The organism is Klenkia sp. PcliD-1-E (assembly GCF_024124375.1).
Lineage (GTDB): Bacteria > Actinomycetota > Actinomycetes > Mycobacteriales > Geodermatophilaceae > Klenkia.
Map to the genome: position 1 here is coordinate 1 of NZ_JAMXRZ010000064.1, position 25628 is coordinate 25628.

28 protein-coding genes and 1 tRNA gene are annotated in these 25628 nt (G+C 74.1%); 10 read left to right on the plus strand and 19 right to left on the minus strand.

The features are described 5' to 3' along the window. Positions 1–129 precede the first annotated feature (129 nt). The gene (locus NH342_RS13615) at positions 130–1203 is read right to left on the minus strand and encodes a zinc-dependent metalloprotease (RefSeq protein ID WP_253015418.1); all 1074 of its coding nucleotides are present in this window, start codon (positions 1201–1203) and stop codon (positions 130–132) included. A gap of 16 nt (positions 1204–1219) precedes the next feature. Further along, complete coding sequence (dacB, locus tag NH342_RS13620) at positions 1220–2626, minus strand: D-alanyl-D-alanine carboxypeptidase/D-alanyl-D-alanine-endopeptidase (RefSeq protein ID WP_253015419.1); 1407 nt, start codon at positions 2624–2626, stop codon at positions 1220–1222. Positions 2627–2725: 99 nt separating this feature from the next. On the opposite strand from dacB, the gene NH342_RS13625 reads away from it, so the two are divergent. Further along, on the plus strand, positions 2726–3220 hold the full coding sequence (locus NH342_RS13625; RefSeq protein ID WP_253015420.1) for an inorganic diphosphatase: 495 nt from the start codon (positions 2726–2728) through the stop codon (positions 3218–3220). 66 nt (positions 3221–3286) lie between these two features. Here the strand turns inward: NH342_RS13625 and NH342_RS13630 are convergent, their stop codons facing one another. From NH342_RS13630 to NH342_RS13640, 3 genes are read right to left on the minus strand one after another with little or no spacing between them, the layout of a single operon-like run. After that, positions 3287–4261 carry a nitronate monooxygenase family protein gene (locus NH342_RS13630; RefSeq protein ID WP_253015421.1) on the minus strand — a complete coding sequence of 325 codons (975 nt, stop codon included), beginning with the start codon at positions 4259–4261 and terminating at the stop codon, positions 3287–3289. A 10-nt stretch (positions 4262–4271) separates the two neighbouring features. Continuing rightward, positions 4272–5210, minus strand: coding sequence for a dihydropteroate synthase (locus NH342_RS13635; protein WP_253015422.1), 939 nt, complete (start codon positions 5208–5210; stop codon positions 4272–4274). Further along, positions 5207–5941 carry a dihydrofolate reductase family protein gene (locus tag NH342_RS13640; protein WP_253015423.1) on the minus strand — a complete coding sequence of 245 codons (735 nt, stop codon included), beginning with the start codon at positions 5939–5941 and terminating at the stop codon, positions 5207–5209. Before NH342_RS13640 ends, NH342_RS13635 begins: the two co-directional genes overlap by 4 nt. Positions 5942–6013: 72 nt before the next feature. Between NH342_RS13640 and NH342_RS13645 the strand changes: the two genes are divergently transcribed. Continuing rightward, entirely contained in the window at positions 6014–7354 is a 1341-nt protein-coding gene (locus NH342_RS13645; protein WP_253015424.1) for a ferredoxin reductase family protein, read from the plus strand. Between the two features lie 19 nt (positions 7355–7373). On the opposite strand, the gene NH342_RS13650 is transcribed toward NH342_RS13645, so the two are convergent. From NH342_RS13650 to arsM, 3 genes are read right to left on the minus strand one after another with little or no spacing between them, the layout of a single operon-like run. Continuing rightward, a complete protein-coding gene (locus tag NH342_RS13650; RefSeq protein ID WP_308200656.1) occupies positions 7374–7784 on the minus strand; it encodes an arsenate reductase ArsC in 411 nt (136 codons plus the stop codon). Continuing rightward, positions 7781–8908: an ACR3 family arsenite efflux transporter gene (gene arsB, locus NH342_RS13655; protein WP_308200657.1), complete on the minus strand. Its 1128-nt coding sequence runs from the start codon at positions 8906–8908 to the stop codon at positions 7781–7783. Before arsB ends, NH342_RS13650 begins: the two co-directional genes overlap by 4 nt. Then, positions 8905–9684, minus strand: a complete 780-nt coding sequence (arsM, locus tag NH342_RS13660; RefSeq protein ID WP_253015425.1) for an arsenite methyltransferase — start codon at positions 9682–9684, stop codon at positions 8905–8907. The genes arsB and arsM overlap by 4 nt, the downstream gene beginning before the upstream one ends. 100 nt (positions 9685–9784) lie before the next feature. On the opposite strand from arsM, the gene NH342_RS13665 reads away from it, so the two are divergent. The 8 genes from NH342_RS13665 to NH342_RS13700 all read left to right on the plus strand — a co-directional run bounded on the left by NH342_RS13665 (position 9785) and on the right by NH342_RS13700 (position 15386). Beyond that, positions 9785–10141 carry a metalloregulator ArsR/SmtB family transcription factor gene (locus NH342_RS13665; protein WP_253015426.1) on the plus strand — a complete coding sequence of 119 codons (357 nt, stop codon included), beginning with the start codon at positions 9785–9787 and terminating at the stop codon, positions 10139–10141. 92 nt (positions 10142–10233) lie between these two features. Further along, a complete protein-coding gene (locus NH342_RS13670) occupies positions 10234–10500 on the plus strand; it encodes a metal-sensitive transcriptional regulator (protein WP_253015427.1) in 267 nt (88 codons plus the stop codon). 28 nt (positions 10501–10528) lie between these two features. Beyond that, complete coding sequence (locus NH342_RS13675) at positions 10529–10834, plus strand: rhodanese-like domain-containing protein (protein WP_253015428.1); 306 nt, start codon at positions 10529–10531, stop codon at positions 10832–10834. A gap of 71 nt (positions 10835–10905) precedes the next feature. Further along, positions 10906–12282 carry an MBL fold metallo-hydrolase gene (locus tag NH342_RS13680; protein ID WP_253015429.1) on the plus strand — a complete coding sequence of 459 codons (1377 nt, stop codon included), beginning with the start codon at positions 10906–10908 and terminating at the stop codon, positions 12280–12282. Between the two features lies 1 nt (position 12283). Next, on the plus strand, positions 12284–12451 hold the full coding sequence (locus NH342_RS13685) for a hypothetical protein (RefSeq protein WP_253015430.1): 168 nt from the start codon (positions 12284–12286) through the stop codon (positions 12449–12451). A 51-nt stretch (positions 12452–12502) separates the two neighbouring features. Then, on the plus strand, positions 12503–13066 hold the full coding sequence (locus NH342_RS13690) for a rhodanese-like domain-containing protein (protein WP_253015431.1): 564 nt from the start codon (positions 12503–12505) through the stop codon (positions 13064–13066). After that, positions 13063–13839, plus strand: coding sequence for a sulfite exporter TauE/SafE family protein (locus NH342_RS13695; RefSeq protein ID WP_253015432.1), 777 nt, complete (start codon positions 13063–13065; stop codon positions 13837–13839). Before NH342_RS13690 ends, NH342_RS13695 begins: the two co-directional genes overlap by 4 nt. Before the next feature lie 317 nt (positions 13840–14156). Next, positions 14157–15386 (plus strand): site-specific integrase, encoded by a 1230-nt coding sequence (locus NH342_RS13700; protein WP_253015433.1) that lies wholly within the window; start codon positions 14157–14159, stop codon positions 15384–15386. Between the two features lie 46 nt (positions 15387–15432). On the opposite strand, the gene NH342_RS13705 is transcribed toward NH342_RS13700, so the two are convergent. From NH342_RS13705 to NH342_RS13755, 11 genes are all read right to left on the minus strand, one after another. Beyond that, complete coding sequence (locus tag NH342_RS13705; RefSeq protein ID WP_253015434.1) at positions 15433–15747, minus strand: helix-turn-helix domain-containing protein; 315 nt, start codon at positions 15745–15747, stop codon at positions 15433–15435. Positions 15748–16141: 394 nt separating this feature from the next. Continuing rightward, positions 16142–16951 (minus strand): DUF3800 domain-containing protein, encoded by an 810-nt coding sequence (locus tag NH342_RS13710; protein WP_253015435.1) that lies wholly within the window; start codon positions 16949–16951, stop codon positions 16142–16144. Positions 16952–17506: 555 nt separating this feature from the next. Then, a complete protein-coding gene (locus NH342_RS13715; protein ID WP_253015436.1) occupies positions 17507–17956 on the minus strand; it encodes an SRPBCC family protein in 450 nt (149 codons plus the stop codon). Position 17957: 1 nt separating this feature from the next. Beyond that, complete coding sequence (locus NH342_RS13720) at positions 17958–18434, minus strand: SRPBCC family protein (protein ID WP_253015437.1); 477 nt, start codon at positions 18432–18434, stop codon at positions 17958–17960. Continuing rightward, the gene (locus tag NH342_RS13725) at positions 18431–18748 is read right to left on the minus strand and encodes a helix-turn-helix transcriptional regulator (protein ID WP_253015438.1); all 318 of its coding nucleotides are present in this window, start codon (positions 18746–18748) and stop codon (positions 18431–18433) included. The genes NH342_RS13720 and NH342_RS13725 overlap by 4 nt, the downstream gene beginning before the upstream one ends. Positions 18749–18920: 172 nt before the next feature. Then, positions 18921–18993: transfer RNA gene (locus NH342_RS13730), tRNA-Thr, on the minus strand. Between the two features lie 59 nt (positions 18994–19052). Next, positions 19053–20234, minus strand: coding sequence for a DNA polymerase III subunit delta' (locus NH342_RS13735; RefSeq protein WP_253015439.1), 1182 nt, complete (start codon positions 20232–20234; stop codon positions 19053–19055). Then, positions 20231–20869, minus strand: coding sequence for a dTMP kinase (gene tmk / locus NH342_RS13740; protein ID WP_253015440.1), 639 nt, complete (start codon positions 20867–20869; stop codon positions 20231–20233). Before tmk ends, NH342_RS13735 begins: the two co-directional genes overlap by 4 nt. Before the next feature lie 36 nt (positions 20870–20905). Beyond that, positions 20906–21652 carry a class I SAM-dependent methyltransferase gene (locus NH342_RS13745; protein ID WP_253015441.1) on the minus strand — a complete coding sequence of 249 codons (747 nt, stop codon included), beginning with the start codon at positions 21650–21652 and terminating at the stop codon, positions 20906–20908. Positions 21653–21657: 5 nt separating this feature from the next. Next, entirely contained in the window at positions 21658–24576 is a 2919-nt protein-coding gene (topA, locus tag NH342_RS13750; RefSeq protein ID WP_253015442.1) for a type I DNA topoisomerase, read from the minus strand. A 136-nt stretch (positions 24577–24712) separates the two neighbouring features. Then, a partial coding sequence (locus NH342_RS13755) for an alpha/beta hydrolase (RefSeq protein ID WP_253015443.1) occupies positions 24713–25628 on the minus strand: 916 nt, incomplete at its 5' end.

The window sequence follows — 25628 nt, forward strand, 5'->3', positions numbered from 1 at the left end:
AAGGCGACCGCGGCGGCCAGCGCGAGGGAGTCCGCGCCGCCGCTGCACGCCACGAGCACCGGGCCGCGGGCCAGCCCGCGGCGCACCGCCGAGCGGACCGCGGCGACCGCGGGGTCGGGTCCGGCCACCTCAGTACGGGGTGATGACCCGGTCGACCCAGCGCTGCGGGTCGGTGAGCTCCTCCTTGCGCGGCAGCGTGCCCGGCGAGGTCCAGACGGTGTTGAAGGCGTCCATGCCGACCCGGTCGGCGACCCCGGCGACGAAGTGCCGGCCGTCGGCGTACTGCTGCATCTTCTGCTCCAGACCGAGCAGGCGGCGCAGCACGCGGTCCAGCGGGCCGACGCCCTTGCGGCGCTGGCCGAACCGCTTCCGCAGGGTGCGCACGCTGGGGACGACGTCGGGGCCGACGCCGTCCATGACGAACTCGGCGTGCCCCTCGACCAGGCTCATCACCGCGGTGACCCGGTCGAGCACGGCCTGCTGGGCGGGGTCGCCCACCAGGGCCATCAGCCCGGCGGGCCCGTCGCCCTCCAGGGGCTTGCCGCGCACCGCGTCGGACAGGCTGGCGACGACGTCGCGCAGCCGCTCGCGCAGCGCCGCGGGGTCCAGGTCGCTGACCCGGACGAACTCCTGCACCTGCGACTCCAGGTAGCCGCGCAGCCAGGGGAAGGCGGTGAACTGCAGCTGGTGGGTGACCTCGTGCAGGCAGACCCACAGCCGGAAGTCGTGCGGGTCGACACCCAGCTTGCGCTCGGCGTCGACGATGTTGGGCGCGACCAGGAGCAGCCGGCCACCGGTGCCGAAGACCTCGTACTGGCCCAGCACCTTGGAGGAGACGAAGGCCAGCACGCCGCCGGCCTGCAGCCCGGTGGCCCGGCCGCCGATCGCCCGGGCCACCGGTCCGGGGCGGCTCCCGGACTTCTCCTGCAGCGCCTCGGTGAGCGGGTCCAGCAGCGCGGCCATGCCCGAGGTGTTGGCCCGCACCCAACCGGGCCGGTCGACGACCGCGGTGACCGGGGTCGGGGCGCCCGCCGCCGGGGTCAGCCCGGTCAGGCCCTCGACGTGGGCGACCGCGGTGGCCGCGCACTCGTGCAGCTCGGCGACGACGGCCGCGGCCTCGGCGCGGGTGGTCACCGGCCCGGCGCCGCCCAGCCGAGCGGCCGTGCGCGCGGCCAGGTCCCAGTCCACCAGCGAGTCGGCCATGGGACGACGGTACGGGTCAGGAGCAGCCGCAGGCGGCCATGCGGGCGGCGACGGCGTCCAGCGCGGCCTCGGACGCCGACACGTCGCCCGGTGTCCCGTCGGCCAGCAGCGCGAAGGCCAGCAGCCGGCCGTCGGCGGTGGTGACCAGGCCGGCCAGTGCGCTGGTCGTCGACAGCGTCCCGGTCTTGGCCCGGACGGTGCCCGGCGCCGTCGAGGGGTCGGCGTCCCCGCGGTCGGCGAGGGTGCCGGTGTACCCGGCGACCGGCAGGCCCGACAGCAGGGCGCCGAGCTCGGGCCGGGAGCCGTCGGAGGCGGCCTCCAGCACGTCGACCAGCAGCCGGGCGGGCACCCGGTCGGTGCCGGACAGGCCGCTGCCGTCGGAGAGGGTCAGCCCGGTGGTGCCGAACCCCGCGGCGGCGACCGCGGCGGTGACCGCCTCGGCGGACCCGGCGAAGCTGGCCTCCCGGCCGGTGGCGAGCGCCACCTGGCGGGCGAGGTCCTCGGCGAGCAGGTTGTCCGAGGCGGTGAGGGCCTGCTCGACCAGCCGCTCGACCGGCGCGGAGCGCACGGTGCCCAGCACCTGCGCGCCGGCCGGGGCGGCGCCCAGGCCGACCGGGGCACCCGGGACGCCGAGCGCCGCGGCCAGGGCCGCACCGGCGTCCGTGCCGGGCTGCCCGCTGCGCTGGGCCTGCCCCGGGCTGACCCGGGCGCCGTCCACGGCGGTGGCGGTGACCGGGGCCGCGTAGGTCGACGGCGCGTCCTCCGACCCCCAGGCCGGCGCGGTCAGCGGACCGGTGAACAAGGAGTTGTCCACGACCACGGAGGTGACCGCGACCCCGGCGGCCTGCACCTGGGCGGCCAGGTCGGCCACGGTGGGGGCGCCGGGGTAGCTCTGCGACGGGCTGGTGGTCGACAGCGTCGGGTCGCCGCCACCGACCAGCACGACCTCGCCCGGCTGCGTGCCGGCCACCACCCGGGTCTCGATGGTGGCGCCGGGACCCAGGGTGGTCAGCACGGCCAGGCCGGTGAGCAGCTTGGCGGTCGAGGCCGGTGTCCCGGGGTCGTCGGCGTCGGTGTCCAGCAGGGTCGCGCCGGTCGCCACGTCCACCACCTCGGCCGACAGGCCGCTGCCCAGCGCGGGTGCGGCGAGCAGCGGGGCGAGGGCGGCCTGCAGCGCGGCCGGGTCGGGCAGCGGGCCGCCGGTGGGCAGGGCGGCCAGGGCCGGTGCGGGCTCGGTCAGCTCCGGCAACTGGGCCTCGGGGACGGCGACGGCACCGGAGGGGACGGCGGCGACGGCGTCGGGGTCGGCGTCCTCGCCGGTGGCCAGCAGCACCGCCCCGGCGCCCAGCGCCGCGACCACGCAGAGGGTGACGAGGACCTGCCAGATCCGCTTGCGCCAGTTCCGTCGGGCGGTGACCGTCACCGTCGGAGGGGTCGGCGGGGCGCTCGCGATGACGTCTCCCCCACAGGTTGGCCGACCCTCGGCGTCCCACGACCGCCGGTCGTGGGCCACACTACGTCGGTGCAGTTCGACGTGACGGTAGAGATCCCCAAGGGCCAGCGGAACAAGTACGAGCTGGACCACGCCACTGGACGCATCCGGTTGGACCGGATGCTGTTCACCTCGACGCGGTACCCGGCCGACTACGGGTACATCGAGGCGACCCTCGGTCAGGACGGCGACCCGCTGGACGCGCTGGTCCTCCTGGAGGAGCCCACGTTCCCCGGGTGCCTGATCACCTGCCGGGCCATCGGCATGTTCCGGATGACCGACGAGGCCGGGGGTGACGACAAGGTGCTCACCGTGCCGGCGACCGACCCGCGGATGGCGCACCTGAAGGACATCACCGACGTGTCGGAGTTCGACCGGCTGGAGATCCAGCACTTCTTCGAGACCTACAAGGACCTCGAGCCCGGCAAGAGCGTCGAGGGCGCCAACTGGGTCGGCATCGCCGAGGCCGAGGCGGAGATCAACGCCTCCTTCGAGCGCGCCAAGCAGGCCTCGAACCACCACTGACCGCACCGACCGCACCCGGACGACCGAGGGGCGCCGCACCGAGCAGGTGCGGCGCCCCTCGGTCGTTCAGACCGCGGCGGGGGTGATGACCGCGGCGTCCAGGGCGGCCTTGGCCTCGGCGTACTCCCGGCCCAGCCGGGCGACCAGCTCGGCGGCCGGGACGACGGCGTCCACGGTGCCGATGCCCTGGCCCGAGCCCCACACGTCGCGCCAGGCCTTCGCGCCGCCGTCGGAGCCGAAGCTCATCGCGCTGGGGTCGCTGGTGGGCAGGTCGGCCGGGTCCAGGCCCGCGGCGCGGATGGAGCCGGCCAGGTAGTTGCCGTGCACGCCGGTGAACAGGTTGCTGTAGACGATGTCGGCGGCGGAGCTGTCGACCACCATCTGCTTGTAGCCCTCGGCCGCCCGGGCCTCGGTGGTGGCCAGGAACGCCGAGCCCACGTAGGCCAGGTCGGCCCCGGCGGCCTGCGCGGCCAGCACCGAGGAGCCGTGCGCGATCGCCCCGGACAGCGCCAGCGGCCCGTCGAACCAGCGGCGGATCTCCCGGACCAGGGCGAAGGGCGACGTCGTGCCTGCGTGGCCGCCGGCGCCGGCCGCCACCGCGATGAGGCCGTCGGCGCCCTTGTCGATCGCCTTGTGCGCGAACCGGTCGTCGATGACGTCGTGCAGCACGATGCCGCCGTAGGAGTGCACCGCGTCGTAGACGTCCTCGCGGGCGCCCAGCGAGGTGATGACGACCGGCACCTCGTGCTCGACGCAGAGCGCGACGTCGGCCTCGAGCCGGTCGTTGGAGCGGTGCACGATCTGGTTGACCGCGTAGGGGGCGACGGTCGCGCCGGTGGCGGCCGCCGCGGCCAGCCGCTCGTCGATCTCGCTCAGCCAGTCGCCGAGCTGGGTGGCCGGGCGGGCGTTGAGCGCCGGGAAGGACCCGACCACGCCGGCCGCGCACTGGGCCACGACGAGGTCGGGGCCGGAGACGATGAACATCGGCGAGGCGACGACGGGCAGGGTCAGCCGGCCGCGCAGCACGTCGGGCAGGGTCATGCGCGGCAGGCTACACAGTCAGCACTGACCGCTTCTCGAGTCCCGGCGCGTGGTCGACCGGCAGGTCGGCCATGGCCCGGAGCACCGCCCGCACCCGGGGCACCTCGTGCGTGCGGTGGATGCCGGTGCCGCCGAGCCCGGCCAGGACGGCGAAGAACCCCTCGGCCGTGCGGACCTCGTCCTCGAAGTAGCTGAACCCGCTGGGCAGCGAGTGGCAGACCGGCACCCCGAGGGAGCGCAGCCGGAAGCTCTGCAGCAGCAGGACCGACTGGTGCCGGACCCGTTCCAGGGGGTCGGTCAGCCGGGCCATGCCGAACCCGGCCCCCGGGTCCACCGCGACGCCGGCCCGCACCCCGCGGTCGCGGGCCGCGGCCACCCGGGACCCGAGTGCGGCGGCCATCGCGGGGTAGGGGTCGCGGTCGACGTCGGCGTCGTCGAGCTCCCGGGGGTTGACGCCGAGCACGTTGCAGATGACCAGGGCGGCGTCGAACTCGGCGGCGAGCTCGAACACCGCGTCGTCGTCCGCCGAGCCGGTCAGGTTCAGCAGCTGCGCGCCGGCGGCGAGCGCGGCCCGCGCCACGACCGGGTCGTAGCTCTCCACCGAGACCGCGACGCCGGCGTCGGCCAGCTCCTCGACCACCGGCACCAGGCTGCGGATCTGGTCCTGCGGACCGACCCGGGCCGCGGAGTCGAAGACCGACTCGGCACCGACGTCCACCACGTCGGCGCCCTGCGCCGTCAGCACCTTCCCGCGGCGGACGGCCGCCTCCGTCGAGGGAGCCACGCTCTCCCGGTACGAGGAGTCCTGGGACAGGTTGACCACGCCCATGATCGCGGGCCGGACGTCGGTGTCCAGGACGCGGTCACCGACGCGGAAGGGCTCCACCGCGTGGTCGAGGTCCGCCTCGTGCTCGGCGGCGAGCCGGGCGAGTGCCCGGAGGTCGATCACCGGCTGCCCGGCCGGGTGTAGCGGGCCATGACGAAGCCCTCGGCGGTGAGCAGGTGCACCAGGTCCAGCCGGGCGACCTCGTCGGGGCCGTCGGTGCGGGGCGTGGTGGCGGTGCCGGCGAACACCGGGGAGAGGGTGATGTCGGCCTCGTCGAGCAGGTCGGCCGCGACGACCTTCTCGAGCAGGCTCGGCCCGCCCTCGCACACGATCCGGCGCAGCCCGCGGTCGGTGAGCGCGCTGAGCAGCGTGGCCGGCTCGAGGTCGGGCAGCGCGACCACCTCGGCGTGCTCGCGGGCGGTGGCCAGCGCGTCGTCGGCGGCCTCGGGTCCGGTGAGCACCAGCGGGGTCAGGGTGGAGTCGGCCCAGACGGGGAGCTCCCAGGGCAGGTCGAGCGACCCGGACACGACGGCGAGCCGGGGTGCGGGGGCCTGGCCGGCCGCCGTCCGGCGCTCGGTGTGCTCGTCGGAGGCGCGCATCGGCCCGTACTCCTCGGCGCGCAGCGTGCCCGCCCCGACGAGGACGGCGTCGGCCAGCCGGCGGACGGCGTCGAACACCTCCCGGTCGGCAGAGGAGGAGATCGAGCCGCTCAGTCCGTCCCGACCGGCCGCCGCGCCGTCCAGCGCGGTCACCATCATCGCCCGCACCCATCGGCCCTGGTCGGGCCACGGGTAGAGGTCGAGGAGGTCGTCGCCGGCGACGGTGCGCGCCGGGGCCGGGTGCACGAGTTCCATGCCGGACAACCTAATCCGCGCGCACCGGCCCGGCAGCGGTGCAGACCGGCCCCCGTTCCCTAGGCTCCCGCTGTGCTGACCCGCGGTGGACTCGCCCGCCACGCCGGACCCGCCGTCCTCGTCGTCCTCGTGGCGGCGCTGGCGCTGCAGTGGCTGGTGGCCATGCCGGCCGGGCAGGACGCCGCCTCCTACCTCGGCCAGCTGGCCGGGGCCGAGGCGGTGCTGCTGATGTCGGTGGCGGTCGTGCTGGTGACCACGTTGCCGTGGGTGGAGAGCTGGTTCGACGGGATCGACCGGGCCGCGATCTGGCACCGGCGGGCGGCCATCGCCGGCATGGTGCTGCTGGTCCCGCACATCGCCCTGTCCTCCGGCGGCGGCCCGTCCTGGGCGGGTCCTGCCGGGGTGGTCTCGGTGGTCGGGCTGACCACCCTGGTGGTGTGGGCGATCCTGCCGCGCTGGCGGTCCGTCGTCCCCGCCGCCGTCCACCCCCTGATCACGGCGGTGCACGAGTGGCCCCCGCTGCGGGTGCTGTCGCGCTGGGTGGGCGACTACGAGGTCTGGCGCGCGGTGCACCGGCTCACCGGGTTGTTCCTGGCCGTCGGCTTCGCGCACGGCCTGGGGGACGCCTCGGTGTTCGGCTCGGCCCAGCTGCGCTGGACCTACGTCGGGGTCGGCGCAGTCGGCCTGGCGTTCTACGCCTACCGGGAGCTGCTGGCCCGCCGCGGCCACGGCCTGCGGGACTACCAGGTGAGCCGGGTGGAACCGGTCGGGGCCGACCTCACCGAGATCACCCTGCGTCCCCTGGGCCGGCCGCTGGAGTACCGGCCCGGGCAGTTCGCGATGCTGCACCTGGAGTCCAGGGCCGGCTGGGCGCGGCACCCGTTCACGCTGGCCAGCGGCCCGCACGAGGACGAGGTCCGGGTGACGGTCAAGGCCCTCGGGGACTACACCGCAGCCATCGGCGAGGAGGTCCGCCCGGGCATGCCCGCCGTGCTCAGCGGCCCGCACGGCCGGTTCACCCACACCAAGGGCGCCGCCGACCAGCAGCTGTGGATCGCCGGCGGGGTCGGCATCACACCTTTCCTGAGCTGGATGCGGTCCCTGCGCGAGCACCCGCCCGCCGGGCCGGTCGACCTGTTCTGGTCGGTCGCCGCCGAGCAGGACGCCCCCTACGCCGCCGAGCTCGCCGGCATCGCCGACGAGCACCCGCAGGTCACCTTCCACCTGGTGCGCACGCGCACCGACGGCCGGCTCACCGCCGTCGGCGCGCTGCGGGCCGCGGACGCCGACCCCGGGGCGGTGTCGGTGTTCCTGTGCGGGCCGACCGCGATGGTCAGCGGCCTGTCCGCCGACCTGCGGGCGGCCGGGGTGCCCCGCCGCGCGGTCTTCCGCGAGCACTTCGACTGGCGGTGAGCGCGGCCGCCGCGGCGCCTCAGGCGGCCGGGGCGACGCCGAGCTCGGCGAGCAGCCCGCGGACCCGGACCTCGATGTCGTCGCGGATCGGGCGGACGGCGTCGACGCCCTTGCCGGCCGGGTCGGGCAGCTCCCAGTCCAGGTAGCGCTTCCCCGGGAACACCGGGCAGGCGTCGCCGCACCCCATCGTGATCACCACGTCGGATGCCTGCACCGCCTCGGTGGTGAGCACGCGCGGGGTGGCGGTCGAGATGTCGACACCGACCTCGGCCATCGCGGCGACCGCGGCGGGGTTGACCTGGTCGCCGGGCAGGGAGCCGGCGGACCGGACCTCGACCGCGTCGCCGGCCAGGTGGGCCAGCCAGCCGGCGGCCATCTGGGAGCGGCCGGCGTTGTGCACGCACACGAACAGGACGCTGGGGGTGCTCACGGCGCGGTGCTCCTCGGGGAGGTCGGGACGGTGGGGTCGCCGGGGAACCAGCGGCGGGCGGCCCACAGCGAGACGTGGACCAGGGCAACCAGCACGGGGACCTCGACGAGCGGGCCGACGACACCGGCCAGGGCCTGTCCGGAGGTGACGCCGAAGGTGCCGATGGCCACGGCGATGGCGAGCTCGAAGTTGTTGCCCGCGGCGGTGAAGGCCAGGGTGGCGGTCTTGGCGTAGCCCAGGCGCAGCCTCGTGCCCAGCAGGAACGACCCGCCGAACATGGTCGCGAAGTAGGCCAGCAGCGGGACGGCGATCCGCACGACGTCCCAGGGCTTCGAGGTGATCGCGTCACCCTGCAGCGCGAAGAGCATGACGACGGTGAACAGCAGGCCGTGGAGCGCGATCGGCCCGATCCTGGGCAGGAACCGGCTCTCGTACCAGTCCCGGCCCCGGGTGCGCTCCCCGATCGTGCGGGTGGCGAACCCGGCCACCAGCGGGATGCCGAGGAACACCAGGACGGACAGGACGATGGCCCAGACGCTGAACTCCGCCGAGGTGGTCGACAGGCCCAGCCAGCCGGGCAGGACCTGCAGGTAGAACCAGCCCAGGGCGGCGAAGGCCAGGATCTGGAAGACCGAGTTGATCGCGACCAGGACGGCGGCGGCCTCCCGGTCGCCGCAGGACAGGTCGTTCCAGATCAGCACCATGGCGATGCACCGCGCCAGGCCGACGATGACCAGCCCGGTGCGGTACTCGGGCAGGTCGGGCAGCAGCAGCCAGGCCAGGGCGAACATGACCGCAGGGCCGACCAGCCAGTTCAGGGCCAGGGAGGCGAGCAGGAGCCGGCGGTCGCCGGTGACGCGGTCGAGCTCGGAGTAGCGGACCTTCGCCAGCACCGGGTACATCATCAGCAGCAGCCCGACGGCGATGGGCAGACTGACGTCGCCGACCCTCACCGCCTCCAGCGCCGAGTCCAGGCCGGGGACGAGCCGCCCCAGCAGCAGCCCCAGCGCCATGGCCGCGACGATCCACACCGGGAGGAAGCGGTCGAGGGTGGACAGCTGCGCCAGCACCGGGGTCTCGGTGGTGGCGTCCGGGCGGCGGGCCTCGCGGACGGGATCGCTCACGGGGCCGGCTCGGCCGGTCGGGCGGCGGGCACGGTGGCGGGCTTGGTGGCAGCGACGACCGCGCCGTGCAGGCCGTCGGCGACCTCGTGGGTGAAGGTGACCGTCGCGTCGACGAACCCCGCGGCGGCGAGGCCGGACAGGTACTCGGCCCGGGACAGGGCGCCGGCGATGCAGCCGACGTAGGAGCCGCGCTCGGCACGCTGGTCGGGGGTGACGTGGTCCTCGGCGACGACGTCGGAGATGCCGAGGCGGCCGCCGGGGGCCAGCACGCGGAAGGTCTCGGCGAGCACGGCCGGCTTGTCGGTGGACAGGTTGACCACGCAGTTGGAGATGACCACGTCGACCGCGGCGTCGGGCAGCGGGAGCTCCTCGATGGTGCCGGCGAGGAACTCGACGTTGGTCACCCCCGCCCTGGCCGCGTTGGCGCGGGCCAGCTCGAGCATCTCGGCGGTCATGTCCACGCCGTAGGCGAAGCCGGCCGGGCCGACCCGGCGGGCCGACAGCAGCACGTCGATGCCCCCGCCCGACCCCAGGTCGAGCACCCGCTCACCCGGGCGCAGGTCGGCCACCACCAGGGGGTTGCCGCAGCCCAGCGAGGCCAGGACCGCCTCGGCGGGCAGCTGCGCGCTGGACTCGGCGTCGTAGCGGGCGGCCCCGAAGCGGTCGTCGACCTCCAGCGCCTCCGCCGCGGGGGCGCAGCACCCGTCGGCTCCGCCGGTGACCGCCCGGGCAGCAGCGGCGTACCGCGCCCGGACCTCCTCGCGCAGGTCTGGCACGACCCCTCCCATCCATCGACGAACGTCGATGGGCAGCGTGCCGCAGGCATCGACGTGCGTCAATATCGACACCCGTCCATGCCTCCGGCACACTCGGCCCATGACGACGGCGCTGCACACGACGGTCGAGGCGCAGGCCTGCTGTGCGCCCTTGGTCGCCGCACCCATCGGCACCCGCGAGGCCGAGGCGCTGGCCCGCACGCTCAAGGCCCTCGCCGACCCCACCCGGCTGCGGTTGCTGTCCCTGGTCGCCGCGCACGAGGGCGGGGAGGCCTGCGTCTGCGACCTCACCGAACCGGTCGGGTTGTCCCAGCCGACGGTGTCCCACCACCTCAAGGTGCTGGTCGAGGCCGGCCTGCTGGCCCGCGACAAGCGCGGCGTGTGGGCCTACTACGCCCTCGTCCCCGGCGCCCTGGACTCCGTGGCCGCGGTGCTGGGCACGCAACTGCGTCGCTGAGGCGCACGCGGCGCAGGGGCCGCGAGCAGCGTGACCCACGCCATCGGCGAGCCGGTTGCCATATACCCCCGGGGGTATCTATCGTCGTCGACGTGGACATCCCCCAGGGCGAGCTCTCCGACGTCGTCAAGCGGTTGAACCGCATCCAGGGCCAGATCGGCGGCATCGTCCGCATGATCGAGGAAGGCCGCGACTGCGCCGCCGTGGTCACCCAGCTGGCCGCCGCGTCGAAGGCGCTGCACAAGGCCGGTTTCGCGGTGGTCGGCACCGGTATGCGGTACTGCTCGGCCAACTCCGCCCCCGAGGACCGGGATGTCGACCTCGCGCAGCTGGAGAAGCTGCTCCTGTCCCTGGCCTGACCCCAGCCGACACCCCCGGAGGTACCCGATGAGCACCGTCCCGCAGACCGCCCCCACCCAGGTCGCCGACCGCACCGCCGACGTGCAGGTCCTCGACGTCCGCGAGCCCGACGAGGTCGCCACCGGCGCCATCGCCGGCAGCACCCCGATCCCGCTGGGCCAGCTGGCCGCCCGTGCCGGCGAGCTCGACCGCACCCGCCCCGTCGTCACCGTCTGCCAGAGCGGCCGGCGCAGCCAGCAGGCCGCCGAGGCCCTCGCCGCCGCCGGCTTCGACGTGGCGAACATGACCGGCGGGATGAACGCCTGGCGCGAGGCCGGTCTCCCCACCCGCTGAGCACGACCGTGGCCCGCGCTGCCGTGGGTCCGACGCATACCCCTACCCCGTACCGTACCGAGGAGTTCGCCGTGCAGATCGACGTCATCGAGACCACCAGCCTGGGCGACCGCAGCTACCTGATCAGCGAGGCCGGCACCGGCGTCGTGGTCGACCCCCAGCGCGACGTCGACCGGGTCCTGGACCTGGTCGCCCGGCGCGGGGTGACCGTCACCCACGTGCTGGAGACCCACGTCCACAACGACTACGTCACCGGCGGCCTGGAGCTGGCCCGGGTGACCGGCGCGGCCTACCTGGTCCCGGCCGGGGACGACGTCGCCTACGAGCGGGTGCCGGCCGTGGACGGCGACGTGCACCGGGCCGGGGCGCTGCGGATCACCGTGCTGCACACCCCCGGCCACACCCACCACCACGTCGCCTACGCCGTCGCCCGGGTGGACGGGGAGGTGGAGGCGGTCTTCACCGGCGGCTCGATGCTCTACGGGTCGACCGGCCGCACCGACCTGCTCGGCGCCGAGCACACCGACACCCTGACCCACGCGCAGTACCGGTCGGTGCGCCGGCTGGCCGCCGAGCTCCCGCCCGGGACCGCGGTGTTCCCCAGCCACGGCTTCGGCAGCTTCTGCGCCGCCACCCCCACCAGCGGGACGTCGTCCACCATCGCCGACCAGCAGCAGGTCAACCCCGCACTCGCCCAGGACGAGCAGACCTTCGTCGACGAGCTCATCGCCGGCCTGGGCGCCTACCCGGCCTACTACGCCCACATGGCGCCCATCAACGCCGCCGGCCCGGCGCCGGTGGACCTGTCGGCCCCGCGTGCGGTGGACGCCGAGGAGCTGTCCGGCCGGCTGGCAGCCGGGGAGTGGGTCGTGGACCTGCGCACCCGCACCGCCTTCGCCCACGGCCACCTCCCCGGTGCGCTGAACTTCGAGCTCGGCACCAACTTCCTCACCTACCTGGGCTGGCTCTACGACTGGGACGCACCGCTGACCCTGGTCGGGGAGACCGAGGAACAGGTCGCGACCGCCCGCCGCGAGCTGGTCCGGATCGGGGTCGACCGGCTCGCAGGTGCCGCGGTCGGCACCCCCCAGGAGCTGGCCGCCGGCAACGAGCTGGGCTCCTACCCGGTGAGCGACTTCGCCGGCCTGGCCGCCCAGCTGCAGGCCCACCCCGACACCCCCGTGGTCGATGCCCGCCGCGACGACGAGCGCGCCACCGGCGGCGTCCGCGGCTCGGTGCACATCCCGGTCCACGAGCTGCGCGACCGCATGGACGAGGTCCCCGACGGCGAGGTCTGGGTCTACTGCGGCTCGGGCTACCGCGCGTCGGTCGCCGCGTCGCTGCTCGCCCGCGCCGGCCGCCACCCGGTGCTCGTCGACGGCGGCTACGGCGACCCGGCGACCGGGTCCGCCGCGGTCGGCCTGCACGCCGAGCTGGCGGAGGTCTGACATGTGCCGCGCCACCACCTGCCGCACCTGCGGCAAGACCACCTGGGCCGGCTGCGGACAGCACGTCGACCAGGTCATGCGCGGCGTCCCCGCCGCCCAGCGCTGCCCCGGCCACCCCACGGCACCCCGGGAGCCCGGCCGCATCCGCCGGCTGTTCACCCGCTCCTGACCCCCCGCTCCGACGACGCCGCACCCCCGCACCCCGAGAGGACGACGCCCGATGACCACCCTCGTGTCCCCCGCCGACGCCCTCGACTCCACGGCCACCGTGGTCGACGTCCGCACCCCCGCGGAGTTCGAGACCGCCCACATCCCCGGCGCGGTCAACGTGCCCCTGCCCCTGGTGCAGGCCCATGCCGACACCCTCGCCACCGAGCTCGACGGCCCGGTCGTGCTGGTCTGCCAGGCCGGCTCGCGAGCCCGCACCGCCCACGACGCCCTCACCGCCGCCGGTGCGCAGCAGCTCGCCGTCCTCGACGGCGGGATGGTCGCCCACACCGCCGACGGCCACCCGGTGCGCCGCGGGCGACAGCGGTGGGCGCTGGAGCGCCAGGTGCGGCTGGTCGCCGGCGGCATCGTGGCCGGCAGCGTGCTGGCCTCCCTGCGCTACCCCCGCGCCCGCTTCCTGGCCGGCGGCATCGGCGCCGGCCTGGCCGGCGCCGCGGTCACCGACACCTGCGCCATGGGCGCCGCGCTGTCCGCGCTGCCCTGCAACCGCGGGAAGGCCCCGGTCGCGCTCGACGACGTCCTGAAGGTGCTGCGCAGCGCCACGACCCCGCGGTGATCGCCGCAGCGATCGGCCTCGGCCTGGCCATCGGCGCCCTCGTCGGCCTCCTCGGCGGCGGCGGGTCGGTCCTCGCCGTGCCCGCCCTGGTCTACGTCGTCGGACAGCCCCTGCCCCAGGCCGTGGCCACCTCGCTGCTCGTCGTCGGCACCACCGCCGTCGTCGCCCTGCTGCCCCGGCTGCGCGCCCGCCAGATCGCCTGGCGCATCGCGGTCGTGTTCGGGGCCGCCGGGGCGGCGACGGCCTTCGCCGGGGCCGCGGTCAACCGGCTGCTGCCCCCCGACCTGGTGCTCGCCCTGTTCGCCGTCCTGATGGTCGCGGCCGGCGTCCGGATGCTGCAGGACAGGCCCGCCACCGGCGCTGCCTGCGCCACCGACCACGGCTCCGTCGACTGGCGCCGCTGCCTCCCCCGCACCGTCGCCGGCGGGCTGGTGGTCGGGTTCCTCACCGGCCTGCTCGGCGTCGGCGGCGGCTTCCTCATCATCCCGGTGCTCGTCGTCGTGCTCGGCCTGCCCATGACCACCGCCATCGGCACCTCGCTGGTCATCGTGGCCGTCAACAGCGCGGCCGGCTTCGCCGCCCACGCCGGCGACGCCCCGCTCGACGTCCCCGTCACCGTCGGCTTCACCGCAGCGGCCGTCCTCGCCGCCCTGGCCGCCGGCCGGCTCGGCGCAGGGCTGGACACCCAGCGCCTGAAGCGCTGGTTCGCCTGGCTCGTCTTCGCCGTGGCAGGGCTGGTGCTGGTCCAGGTCGCGCTGGCCGTCGTCCGCTGACCGCGCCCAGGACGTGCTGGGGAGGTGCGAGCCGCCTGTCGGAATCGAACCGACGACCTTCTCATTACGAGACCGTATCGTTTGAAACCACGTAAGGCCAGGTCAGACCGACTTTCGCCGTCTTCCCAGGTCATCGGTGGAGTCGACGACCGCCTTCGACCACCCACGACCGGGTGCCGCCGGCTACGGCGCTGCAACTGCGTTCCCACCTGGTGCCCTGCCAGCGGTCCGTCACGAGCACCCCTCCCCCGGCCCCCTGCACCTGCAGATGCCGACCGGTCGCTGCCGACCAGCGGCCCGGGTGAAGGGAGTCGGCGATGACCGGGACAGTGTTCAAGAGGTGCCCCTGCCCGCCCGTCACGGATGCCAACGGGCGCCGCAAGAACTGCCCCAAGCGGCACGGGTCCTGGTACTTCGCCCACGACGTGCGCGACCCGTCCGGGAGGCGACGGCAGCTACGACGCGGCGGTTACGACTCCGCCGCGGACGCCCGTGCCGCACTCCAGGCGTCGATGACCGCAACCGGGCAGGGCGTGCGGGTCCAGGAACAGCGGAAGACCACCGTCGCCGAATACCTGCAGGGCTGGCTGGAACGGAAGAAGGACTCCGGTCGCTTTCGCCCGTCGACCGCGCTGAACACCCACCAGCACCTGCGCGATTACTGGATCCCCCTCCTCGGCCACTACCGGCTCAGCGACCTGACCGTGGACGACGTCGACCGCGCCCTCGCCGGCATCCGCAAGCAGGGCACGCGATCCAAGCCGCTGTCCGCGGAGTCCGTCCGCCGCATCCACGCCACCCTGCGGGCCGCACTGAACGAGGCAGTCCGACGGCGCGTCCTGCAGTACAACCCGGCGGCGCTCGCCGAGCTCGAGCCGACCCGGCGTCCCAAGGTCCGTCCGTGGGAGCCGGATGAGTTGGGCGCCTTCCTCGACCACGCCGCCGCACACCGCCTGGGCGTGCTCTACGAGGTGCTCGCCATGACCGGGCTCCGTCGTGGCGAGGTCGTCGGTCTGCGCTGGGGTGACATCGACCTGGGCAAGCGCGTGCTCTGGGTGCGCCAGTCGGTGGTGCAGGTCGGCTACGACAGCGTCGTGGGGACGCCGAAGACGGCCAGCGGCGAGGACCGCCGGGTGGACCTCGACGAGGCGACGGCGGGGTCACTGATCGCCCACCGGCTGCGCCAGGACGGTGACCGAGCCATCCTCGGCGCGGCCTACGAGGACAACGACCTGGTGTTCCCCCGGGAGGACGGCAGATACCTCAAGCCGGAAGTGGTCTCGAAGACCTTCGAGAAGCTCGTGGTCTCGTCCGGCCTGCGCAGGGTGCGCCTGCACGACCTACGGCACGGCCAGGCCTCGATCATGCTGGCCGCCGGCGTCGACATGACCGTGGTGTCCAAGCGCCTTGGGCACTCCGGCATCCGGATCACCTCGGACACCTACACCCACCTACTTGAGGGGGTGGGGCGTCAGGCCGCCGAGGCAGCTGCGGCGCTCGTGCCGCGGGGATCGACGGTCAGGTCCGGCGTGGACCAGCTGGGGTGACGTAGCCGGACCTGACCCGCGAGCGGCGCCCGCCGGGGCGATCTGGTCAGGACGCGATCGGCCCGGACGGGACCAGGCCGAGGAAGGCGCGGAGGCCGGCGGTGGGCACGACCCACTGCCGGCCTACCCGGTAGACCGGGAAGGGCAGCTCGCCGCGGCCTGCAAGTGCGTAGGCCGTCGTGGACCCGACGCCAAGTGCAACACGGCATGCGGTGACGAGATCCGTCCGGACGCCCAGCTCGTCGACACTCGGGGTTCCCGGCAACTGGGCAGCGCCGCCGTCTCCAGCCTCCGAGGTGACAGCTGTAATCCTTCGTCCGCCGTGAACGTCCACGCCCGGGATGGTCAGCTGCTCGTCCATCGAGCTCCCTCCTGCTACCCGTCGACAGCGACAGGCGGCTTTTGGGGCGGAGACCTGCCAATCGACGCGCTTAACCGCGGTCTCTCCTGCCGAGCTTCCCGCAGCGAGACACCGCCGCGTGCGTCCTGGCAGGTGATCCGCCGGTTGTGGAGCAGCAACGCTTGTCAGCCACCGTGATCGCCTGCGGCAGCTCGGCGACCGGCGCTTCGGGAACAAGAACGTCCCCCGGCCCGCAGAAGCGAACCGGGGGACGCGTGATCTTGTGAGATCGGGTGGCTTGTTGTTCCGCCATGCCCCTCTGCTCAGCTGGTGGACCTGAGGCCCATGCCGAGTGCGCAGCTGGTGAGCCTGAGGCTCATACCGCGCGAAACGAGCATAGTCACGAACTGGCGGATCATGCAGATGGCGCGGCACGAGAAACGCGTCTCGTGTCACTCGTTCGAGTCGGCTTCACGACCCGGAGTGCGGCCTTCTGCTCGCCACCGCGCGAGCGAAACGTTGCCAGGTTGATGCGATCACCGCGGCCATCGAGCATCCCCGGTGACCCGAAGGTCTGGCCCAGGCGCGCTGCCACCTTGGCCTTCGCGCTCCCGCCGTCTCCACCGAGGCCAGCGAGACGGTGGCGCTCGAACCTGAGGGCGCCAGCAACCAGGTCAGCGATCTGCAGCAGATCATTGCTCTTCGAGTCGGCCGACAGGGCGGAGACAACAGATGTGGCGTTCAAGCGCCGGTTGACCTGCATGCGCACGGTGTCCTCGAGGGAGCAGTCCGGCGGTGTGGTCACCATGTCCACCATCAGACCGACCAGCTCTCGCCTGTTGATGCACCCCACCAGCAGCTGCGTTGCGACGTCGGCGTGGACTAGCCACTCGGGCCGGCCCCGACCGAACGGGTTGTGCACTGCAGTCTCGACGACACAGCCGACCAGGTGCGCGTCCGTCTCCTCCAGCCGACCGATCAGGTCGTAGTAGAGGGACTGACTACCCCGGTTGATGCCGGAGAATTTCAACTCGCCCTCGTGGCCCCAGTGGTCCCGAAGCGCACGCATCGTTCGGGTCAGCTGGCCGGGGCGACGGACCTTGATCCCACCAACGACGAAGAACTTCGCACCCGTCGCCCGGGCGCCACTTTCATCAAGACAGATGGTCGACGTGGGGTAGTCGCGAGGGACGTGGACGTGGGGGGCGCGCTTTGCGGTGACCACCGGCGCACCCCTATCAGTTGTATGAACTGCAGCGGTGTAACTCTACCTGTGGTCGACGACTTCAGGAACTGACCAATCTCCCGTGTCGAACATGCGTCCGAATGTCGGGGTCAGACCCGGGGAGCCGCGCGCAGGCTCCGCTGTCTCGGTGCGGATGCTCGCTGCATCTGATCGCCGGTCCGTGCTGGGGCTGGCTGGGACGGTCTCAGCGCGACGGCATACACATCACGACGAATCGGTGTCACCCAGTTTGCAAGAGGTGTGTCGGCTGCATGTTCTGTTGCTCTGAAGGGGACGGGTCGACGCCAGTGCACCCCCTCGAGACCGGCTCCCGCGGGGTTGTCCGTTGCACGCGAGCTCAGTGCCGTTGGAGGACCTACAGGGCCCGCAGCGGGTGCACCTGACCTCGTCCACCCATCCTGCACCGGTTCGGACGAACTCGACAGGGCGACCGGCGCTGGGGTGACGTCAGCCAGCGGTGTGGTGGGTCAGCTTCTTCGTCGACCGTGACTCGCACGCCTGGGGTGACATGAGCGCACACGCCGGCCCTTGGAACTAATCGGGAGCTTGCGCCTCGATCCGGGCCTTGAGTGCAGCGAGGTTGGACGGCATCTCCTTGCGCGCCTGGGGCAGGACGGCGAGGGGCACAAGAACCCTCCCGATCCCGTGACCGGTGAAGTCCACGCTGATGGTGAGACGGGATCGCCCCTCTCCTAACTTGTCGACGTCGACCCCGACCTGGGCTCGGATCGGTCCGTCGATGCCACGAATGCGCCACGTGCGAGGCGGGTCGGACTGCACGACGTCGGAGGTGTTGGGCCTGTCGGCGAAGCCGATACGACGGACGGTCATGCAGCGCTCGGGCGTGCCGTCGGGTCGAGCGGGCGCGTGCTCCCCGCTGACGACGCCCTTCTGCCACTCGTGGAAGCGGCTTGGATCCGTGGCGTAGGCGAAGACCTCGCTCGCCGGTCGGTCGATGTCGGTGGACACGGTGACGGGCGGCATGTCAGGACTCCCGGGTCAGCAACTGGGCGAAGCGGTCAAGGTAGAGGGGCCAGCCCTCGTCGGCGGCGATGCCGCCGGCGACGCCTTCCCACCCGGGACCGTGACGGTCGAGGTGGCGGTGGTCGATCGTGACGCGGGTCCGGTGGTCGTCGATGGCGTCGAAGCGGACTTCGACCTCGCTGGTCCTGGCGGGGTCGGTCTCGACTTGCCAGGTGGGGCCGATGTCCCAGCTGAACACCAGACGCTGCGGCGGCTCCCAGACCAGGATGCGCGCCCAGCTGCAGGTGCTCCCGTCGACGCCGGTGTCGGTGATGGTGCCGCCCACGCGGGGGTCCAGCGTGGTGCTGGCGATCGGGACCGAGAGCAGGTTGTGCTCTGGGGGCTTGAAGTCACCCAGCCGGCGGGTGAACACCTCGAAGGCCCGGTGCTGGCCGACCGGAACGGTGACGTCGCGGGCGACGGTGGTCGGTGTGGTCATCTCTGGTCCTCCGGGTTGTCGGCGTCCGCGACCACATCGGCGAAGGCGGTGAGCGTTCGGGACCAGAAGGTGTCGAGCTGGTCTCGCAGGGCAGCCAGCGCGACCGGGTTGATCCGGTAGATGCGTCGGGTGCCCTCGGGACGCTCGTGGACCAAGCCGGCCTCGCGCAGGACCTTCAGGTGTTGCGACACCGCAGGGCGGCTGATCGAGAGGCGGTCGGTCAGCTCGCCCACCGCGCGGGGTTCCGCCGCGAGCTGCTCGAGGATCGCCCTACGGGACGGGTCCGCGATGATCGCCCAGTCTTCGTCGGTCATCACGAACGGTAAGTTGTCACGAACGGTTGGGGGTCGTCAAGAGCCTCGCCCGGCATCCCGAAGGGACACGTCGAGTGCAGCCCGCTGCGGGCCGTTCCCAGTTCGTTCCCACCTGGACAGGATGGGCAGTCGTGGCTTACTCAGTAGGCCACGAATATGCTGGTCAGATGCGAGCCGCCTGTCGGAATCGAACCGACGACCTTCTCATTACGAGTGAGATGCTCTACCGACTGAGCTAAGGCGGCGTTGGTGCGTCGAGGAGCCTACGCGACGGCATCGCCGCGCCCGGGCGCCACCCCGGGGCTCAGGCGGGCAGCCGCAGCGCCACGCACATCGCCTCGATCGCGATCTGCGGCTTGACCGCCTGCTCCAGCGCGGTGCGGGCGGCGAGCACCGCGTCGATGCGGCGCAGCGCCCCCTCGGCCCCGATCGTGCGGGCGAGCTGCAGGGCGTCCGCGCTGCGGTCGGGGTGGTTGAGGTGCGGCACCCGGGCGAGGTCGCCGCGCACCGTCGCGATGACCAGCGCGTCGCGGTAGAGCGCGGCCAGGTCGACCAGCGCCCGGTCCAGGGTGTCCCGGCCGATCCGGGTGGCGCGCGACTTCTGCTGCTTCTCCAGCTCCTTGAGCTGACCGGCCCCGCGCGAGGCCGCCGCCACCCCCGGCCCCCGCGCGCCGACGCCGAGGGAGGCCTTGACCGCCTCGGTCTCGGCGGCGTCGAGGGCGCCGCTGGCCGCCGCGGACTCCGCCGCGGCCGTCCCGACCAGGTCGTCGGCCGCCCGCAGGCACGCGCCCAGGCTGGACAGCGCCAGTGGGACGTCGAGCACCGCCTTCCGGGCGGCCCGGGCGTCCTCGTCGCGGGCCAGCCGCCGGGCGCGGCCGATGTGCCCGCCGGAGGCCGCGGCCGACCACTCCGCCAGCGTCGGCTCGACGCCGTCGCGGCGCACCAGCACCTCGCCGATCGCCGCCGCCGGCGGGGTCCGCAGGGACACCACCCGGCAGCGGGACCGGATGGTGACCGACACGTCGTCGGGGTGCAGCGACGGCGCGCAGAGCAGGAACACGGTGCGCGGCGGCGGCTCCTCGAGCATCTTCAGCAGCGCGTTGGCGGCCTGCTCGGTCATCCGGTCGGCGTCCTCGACCACGACCACCTGGAACCGGCCCTGGGACGGCGCGCGCCCGGCCAGCCCGATGACCGTGCGCATCTCCTTGACGCCGATCGACAGCCCCTCGGGGACGACGAGGCGGACGTCGGCGTGGGTGCCGGCGAGCACCGTGCGACAGGCGTGGCAGGTGCCGTCGCCGCCGTCCGGGCACTGCAGCGCCGCCGCGAAGGCCCGCGCGGCGACCGAGCGCCCGGACCCGGGCGGGCCGGTGAACAACCAGGCGTGGGTCATCGAGGCCGGCGAGGCGACGGCGTGCTGCAACTCGGCGACGGCCTCGGGCTGGCCGACCACGTCGCGCCAGACGCCCTCGGGCAGCGCGGTCACGGGGTCTCCCCCACCAGCCCGGCGACCCGGTCCCGGACGTCGCCGGCCAGGTCGTCGGCCGGGCGCGAGGCGTCGAGCACCAGGTAGCGCTGCGGCTCGGCGTCGGCGAGGGCGAGGAACGTGGCCCGCACCCGGCGGTGGAACTGCACGGGTTCGCCCTCCAGGCGGTCGGCGGCCGCCCGGCCGCGGGCGCGGGCCAGGCCGACCTCGGGCGGCAGGTCGAGCAGCACGGTCAGGTGCGGGCGCAGGCCGCCGGTCGCCCAGCGCGAGATGCCGGCGACCTCCTCGACCGCGATCTCCCGGCCGGCGCCCTGGTAGGCCAGCGAGCTGTCGACGTAGCGGTCGGTGACCACGACCTCGCCCGCGGACAGTGCGGGTCGGACCACCTCGTGCACGTGCTGGGCGCGGTCGGCGGCGTAGAGGAGGGCCTCGGCGCGCGGGGCCAGACCGGTGGTGGCGGGGTCGAGGACCAGGGCGCGCAGCGCAGGGCCGACGGCGGTGGGGGCGCCGGGCTCGCGGGTGGTGCGGACGGCGTGGCCGCGGGCGGCCAGCCAGTCGCGCAGCAGGGCGACCTGGGTGGACTTGCCGACGCCCTCACCGCCCTCGAAGGCGATGAACACCCCGGCTGCGACCACGCGGCCACGGTACCGGCGGGGTCCGACAGTCCCGGCTCAGCGCGGGGTCAGCCGGACCGCGTGCACGGCGTAGGGCAGCTCCAGCTCGGTGCGGCCGGCGGTGTCGGGGTGCTCGGCCAGCAGGGCGCGCAGGTCGGCGAGGAACGCCGTCCGCTCCTGGTCGTCCATGATCGCGACGTAGCTGCGGGTGGCGATGCCGGCGACCACCTGCTCGGGGGTCAGCCGCTGCACGTACCGGGACCCGTGCTCGGCGACGTCGGCGGGCAGCTGCTCGGCGAACCGGGCCACCACGCCCTGGTCGGCCTCGTGGTCGCGGGTCTCGGCGGTCAGTCGCCGCCCCAGCGCCCCGACCCAGGGCACGGACTCGTCGCGCACGTTCCACACGAAGCCGACCACCCCGCCGGGCCGCAGCACCCGGCGGAGCTCGCGGGCGGCGCGGGGCGGGTCGAACCAGTGCGCGGCCTGCCCGGCGACGACGGCGTCGACGTCCGCGTCCGGCAGCGGGAGGTCCTCGGCCCCGCCGACCGCGGTCACGACGTCCCGGTGTCGGGCGGCGAGCTCGGCCAGCATCTCCTCGGACGGGTCGACGGCGACCACCTCGTGGCCGGCGGCGACCAGCTCGTCGGTGAGCTTGCCGGTGCCGGCCCCGAGGTCGAGCACCCGCAGCGGGCGGTCGCCCAGCAGGAACCCCACGGCATCGGCCGGGTAACCCGGGCGCAGCTGCGCGTACTCCCGGGCCACCGAGCCGAAGGACAGCCGGCGTGCGTGGAAGGCGCCGACCACGCCGGTCAGTTCCCGGCCGGGACGGCGCCCTCGCCGCTGGTGGTCCTGGAGGCGGCGGTCGTCTTCTTCGCGGTGGTCCTCTTCGCCGCCGTCGTCTTCGTGGCCGTCGCCTTCGTGGCGGTGGTCTTCTTCGCGGTGGTCTTCGTGGCCGCCGTCTTCTTGGCGGTGGTCTTCTTGGCCGCCGTCTTCCTCGTGGCCTTCTTCTTGACCGGTGCCCGCTCGCGGCGGTCGGCCAGCAGCTCGGCGGCGCGCTCGAGGGTGATGGTCAGCGGGTCGTCGCCCTTGCGCAGGCTGGCGTTGGACTCACCGTCGGTGACGTAGGGCCCGAACCGGCCCTCGCGGACGGTGACCAGGCCGTTGGTGACCGGGTCGGGGCCCAGCTCCTGCAGCGGCGGCTTGGCCGCGGCCCGCCCGCGCTGCTTGGGCTGGGCGAAGATCGCGAGCGCCTCGTCGAGGGTGACGGTGAACAGGCGGTCCTCGCTGTCCAGCGACCGGGAGTCGGTGCCCTTCTTCAGGTAGGGCCCGTACCGGCCGTTGAGCGCCTGGATCTCCTCGCCGTCCTCGGCCGTGCCGACGGTGCGGGGCAGCGACAGCAGCTGGAGGGCGTCCTCGAGGGTCACCGACTCGGGCTGCATGGTCTTGAACAGGCTGCCGGTGCGCGGGGACTCCTTGCTGCCCTCGGGCACCACGGTGGTGACGTAGGGGCCGTACCGGCCGGCCTTGACCACGACGGGCAGCCCGGACCCCGGGTCGGTGCCGAGCTCCCGGTCGCCCGAGGGCGCCTCCAGCAGCTCGCGGACCTTCTCGGTGGTGAGCTCGTCGGGGGCGATGTCGTCGGCGATGGAGACGCGGGCGCCGTCCTCGCCGCCGGCCTGCAGGTAGGGGCCGTAGCGGCCCACCCGGACGACGACCGGCTCGCCGTGCGGGCCGGTGGCGCGCAGCGGGATGGAGTTGACCCCGCGGGCGTCGATCTCCTCCAGCCGCTGGCCGACGACCTGCTTGAGCCCGCCCGAGGCCGCGATGCCGCCGGCGTGGCCGCCCTCGCCGCCGAAGTAGAACTCGGTCAGCCAGTCGACCCGGCGCAGCGTGCCGCCGGCGATCTCGTCGAGCTCGCCCTCCAGCGACGCGGTGAAGTCGTAGTCGACCAGCGCGGTGAAGTGCTGCTCGAGCAGGTTGACCACCGCGAACGCGATGAAGGAGGGCACCAGGGCCGACCCCTTCTTCCACACGTACCCGCGGTCCTGGATGGTCTGCATGATCGAGGCGTAGGTGGACGGGCGGCCGATGCCCAGCTCCTCCAGCGCCTTGGTCAGGCTGGGTTCGGTGTAGCGGGCCGGCGGCGAGGTGGTGTGGCCCTTGGGCTCCAGCTCGGCGGTGTCGAGCACCTGACCGCGCTCCACGCGGGGCAGCCGGCGCTCGGAGTCGTCGGCCTCGGCGTCCTCGCCGGTGCCGCCCTCGTCCTTGCCCTCGACGTAGGCGCGCAGGAAGCCGGGGAAGGTGATCGTGCGCCCCGAGGCGGAGAACTCGGCGACCTCGCCGGTGGAGGAGCGGCCGACCAGCCGGACGGTGACCGTCTGGCCCACGGCGTCGGCCATCTGCGAGGCCACGGTGCGCTGCCAGATCAGCTCGTAGAGCCGGAACTCCTCGCGGGCGAGCTGGCCGGCCAGCTGGCCGGGGGTGCGGAAGGAGTCGCCGGCGGGGCGGATGGCCTCGTGCGCCTCCTGCGCGCCCTTGGCCTTCTTGGAGTAGTGCCGCGCCTCGGCCGGCACGTACTGGTCGCCGTAGAGCTCCCGGGCCTGGGTACGGGCGGCGCGCAGCGCGGTCTCCGACAGGTTCGTGGAGTCGGTGCGCATGTAGGTGATGAAGCCGTTCTCGTACAGCCGCTGCGCCGTGCGCATGACCTGCTGGGAGGACCAGCCGAACTTGCGGCCGGCCTCCTGCTGCAGCGTCGAGGTGGTGAAGGGCGCGTAGGGCCGCCGCCGGTAGGGCTTCTCGTCGACCCGGGAGACCGTGGCCTGGGTGCCCTCCAGCCGGGCGGCCAGCCCGCGGACGCCGGCCTCGTCCAGGTGGACGACGTCGCTGGTCACCGCGCCGGTGTCGGGGTCGAAGTCGCGACCGGTGGCGATCCGGCTGTCGTCGAGGGCCACCAGGTTGGCGACCAGCCGGGTCGGCTCGCCGGCGTCGGTGCCCGACGCCTGCTCGACGGCGAAGGTGCCGGTCAGCGACCAGTAGTCGGCGGCGGTGAAGCGCATCCGGGCCCGCTCGCGCTCCACGACGATGCGGGTGGCCACCGACTGCACGCGGCCGGCCGAGAGCTTGGGCAGGACCTTCTTCCACAGCACCGGGGAGACCTCGTAGCCGTAGAGCCGGTCGAGGATGCGGCGGGTCTCCTGCGCGTCGACCAGCGCGGTGTCCAGCTCGCGCGGGCTGGCGACGGCCCGGGCGATCGCCTCGGGGGTGATCTCGTGGAAGACCATCCGGCGGACCGGCACGTTCGGCTTGAGCGTGTCGACCAGGTGCCAGGCGATGGCCTCGCCCTCGCGGTCCTCGTCGGTGGCGAGGTAGACCTCGGAGGCGTCCTTGACCAGCTGCTTGAGGCGGCTGACCTGCTGCTTTCGGTCGGGGCTGATCACGTACAGCGGGGTGAACCCGTTGTCGACGTCCACGCCGAGGCGGGCCCAGGACTCGCCCTTGTGCGCGGCCGGGACGTCGGCGGCGTTGCGCGGCAGGTCGCGGATGTGGCCGACGCTGGCCTCCACGACGTAGTCGTTGCCCAGGTAGCCGGCGATGGTCTTGGCCTTGGACGGCGACTCCACGATGACCAGCGGCTTGCCCCCGCGGGCCCCGGCGGCGCGCTTGCGCGGCGGGGTGGTCGGGGCCCCCGCGTCGGTCGCGGCGGCGGGCTTCGCGGTCTTGGTGGGCAACGCGGGACTCCTGTCGGTGGTGCTGACTGCACGTGCCGGGCCGGTGACACCGCACCCCTCGGCGGACGCCACGGTAGGCCACCGGTCCGACACCGGGCCCGGGGACGGCGCCGGCCCGGCGCGGCGACGCCCCCGCTCAGCCACCGCCCCGTCGCCCGGCGACGACCTCGGCAACCGCCTGCAGGGTGGGGTGGTCGGGGTCGAGGTACTCGGTGTGGCCCTGGCCGGGGTCGGTCGGCAGGCGGGTGTCGCCGAACCCGGAGTCGAAGGGGCTGCCGCCGTAGTAGTCCGACCAGGAGATCGGGTCGGCCGGGGTCCAGGCGCCGTACACCTCGTCGGCCTCGAGGTCGGCCGCCGACCGCGCCCCGGTGCCCGGGCTGCCCAGCAGCACGACCGCGTCCGCGGCCAGCCGCCCGCCGGCGCGGGCCGCCGAGCCGGCCACGAGGGTGCCGTAGCTGTGCGCGACGACGGTGGTGCGCGGGGGCGGCGGTCCCCCGGCCACCGCCCCCGCCGCCCGGGCCGCGGCCAGCCCGTCGAGGGTGCGGGCCAGCTCCGGGCCCGAGGAGCGCGCGTTGAGCGAGGAGAAGAAGCTGCCGAAGCCCGGCGTCCGGTAGCCCAGCCAGACCAGCACGGCCACCGCGGCGCCGGGTGCGGCGGCCTCGGCGAGCGAGCCGACCGACGTCGCGGCGGTGACGAGCCCGGGCAGGTCGTCGGCGGGGGCGGTGTTCATGCCCGGTACCAGCACGCCCACCGCGCCGGCGGTGTCCAGGTCGCCGACCGACACCGCGACCAGGTCCTCGGCGGGGTCGAACAGCAGCAGCTGGACACCCTCCCGACCGGCCAGCTGCGCCGCGGTCGTGACGGCGACGGCGTACCCGGGCCGGTCGGGGTCGGCGAGGGCGCCGGCCAGCAGCAGCCGGTTGGCCTCGTCGCGGACGGCGGCGGGCAGCCCGTCCAGGGCGCCCAGCGCGGCCGGGTCGGTGGCGACGGCGGCCGACCGGGCCGCCGGGGTCAGCCCGTCCCACCAGGCCGCGGCCTGCGGTCCCGTGGCG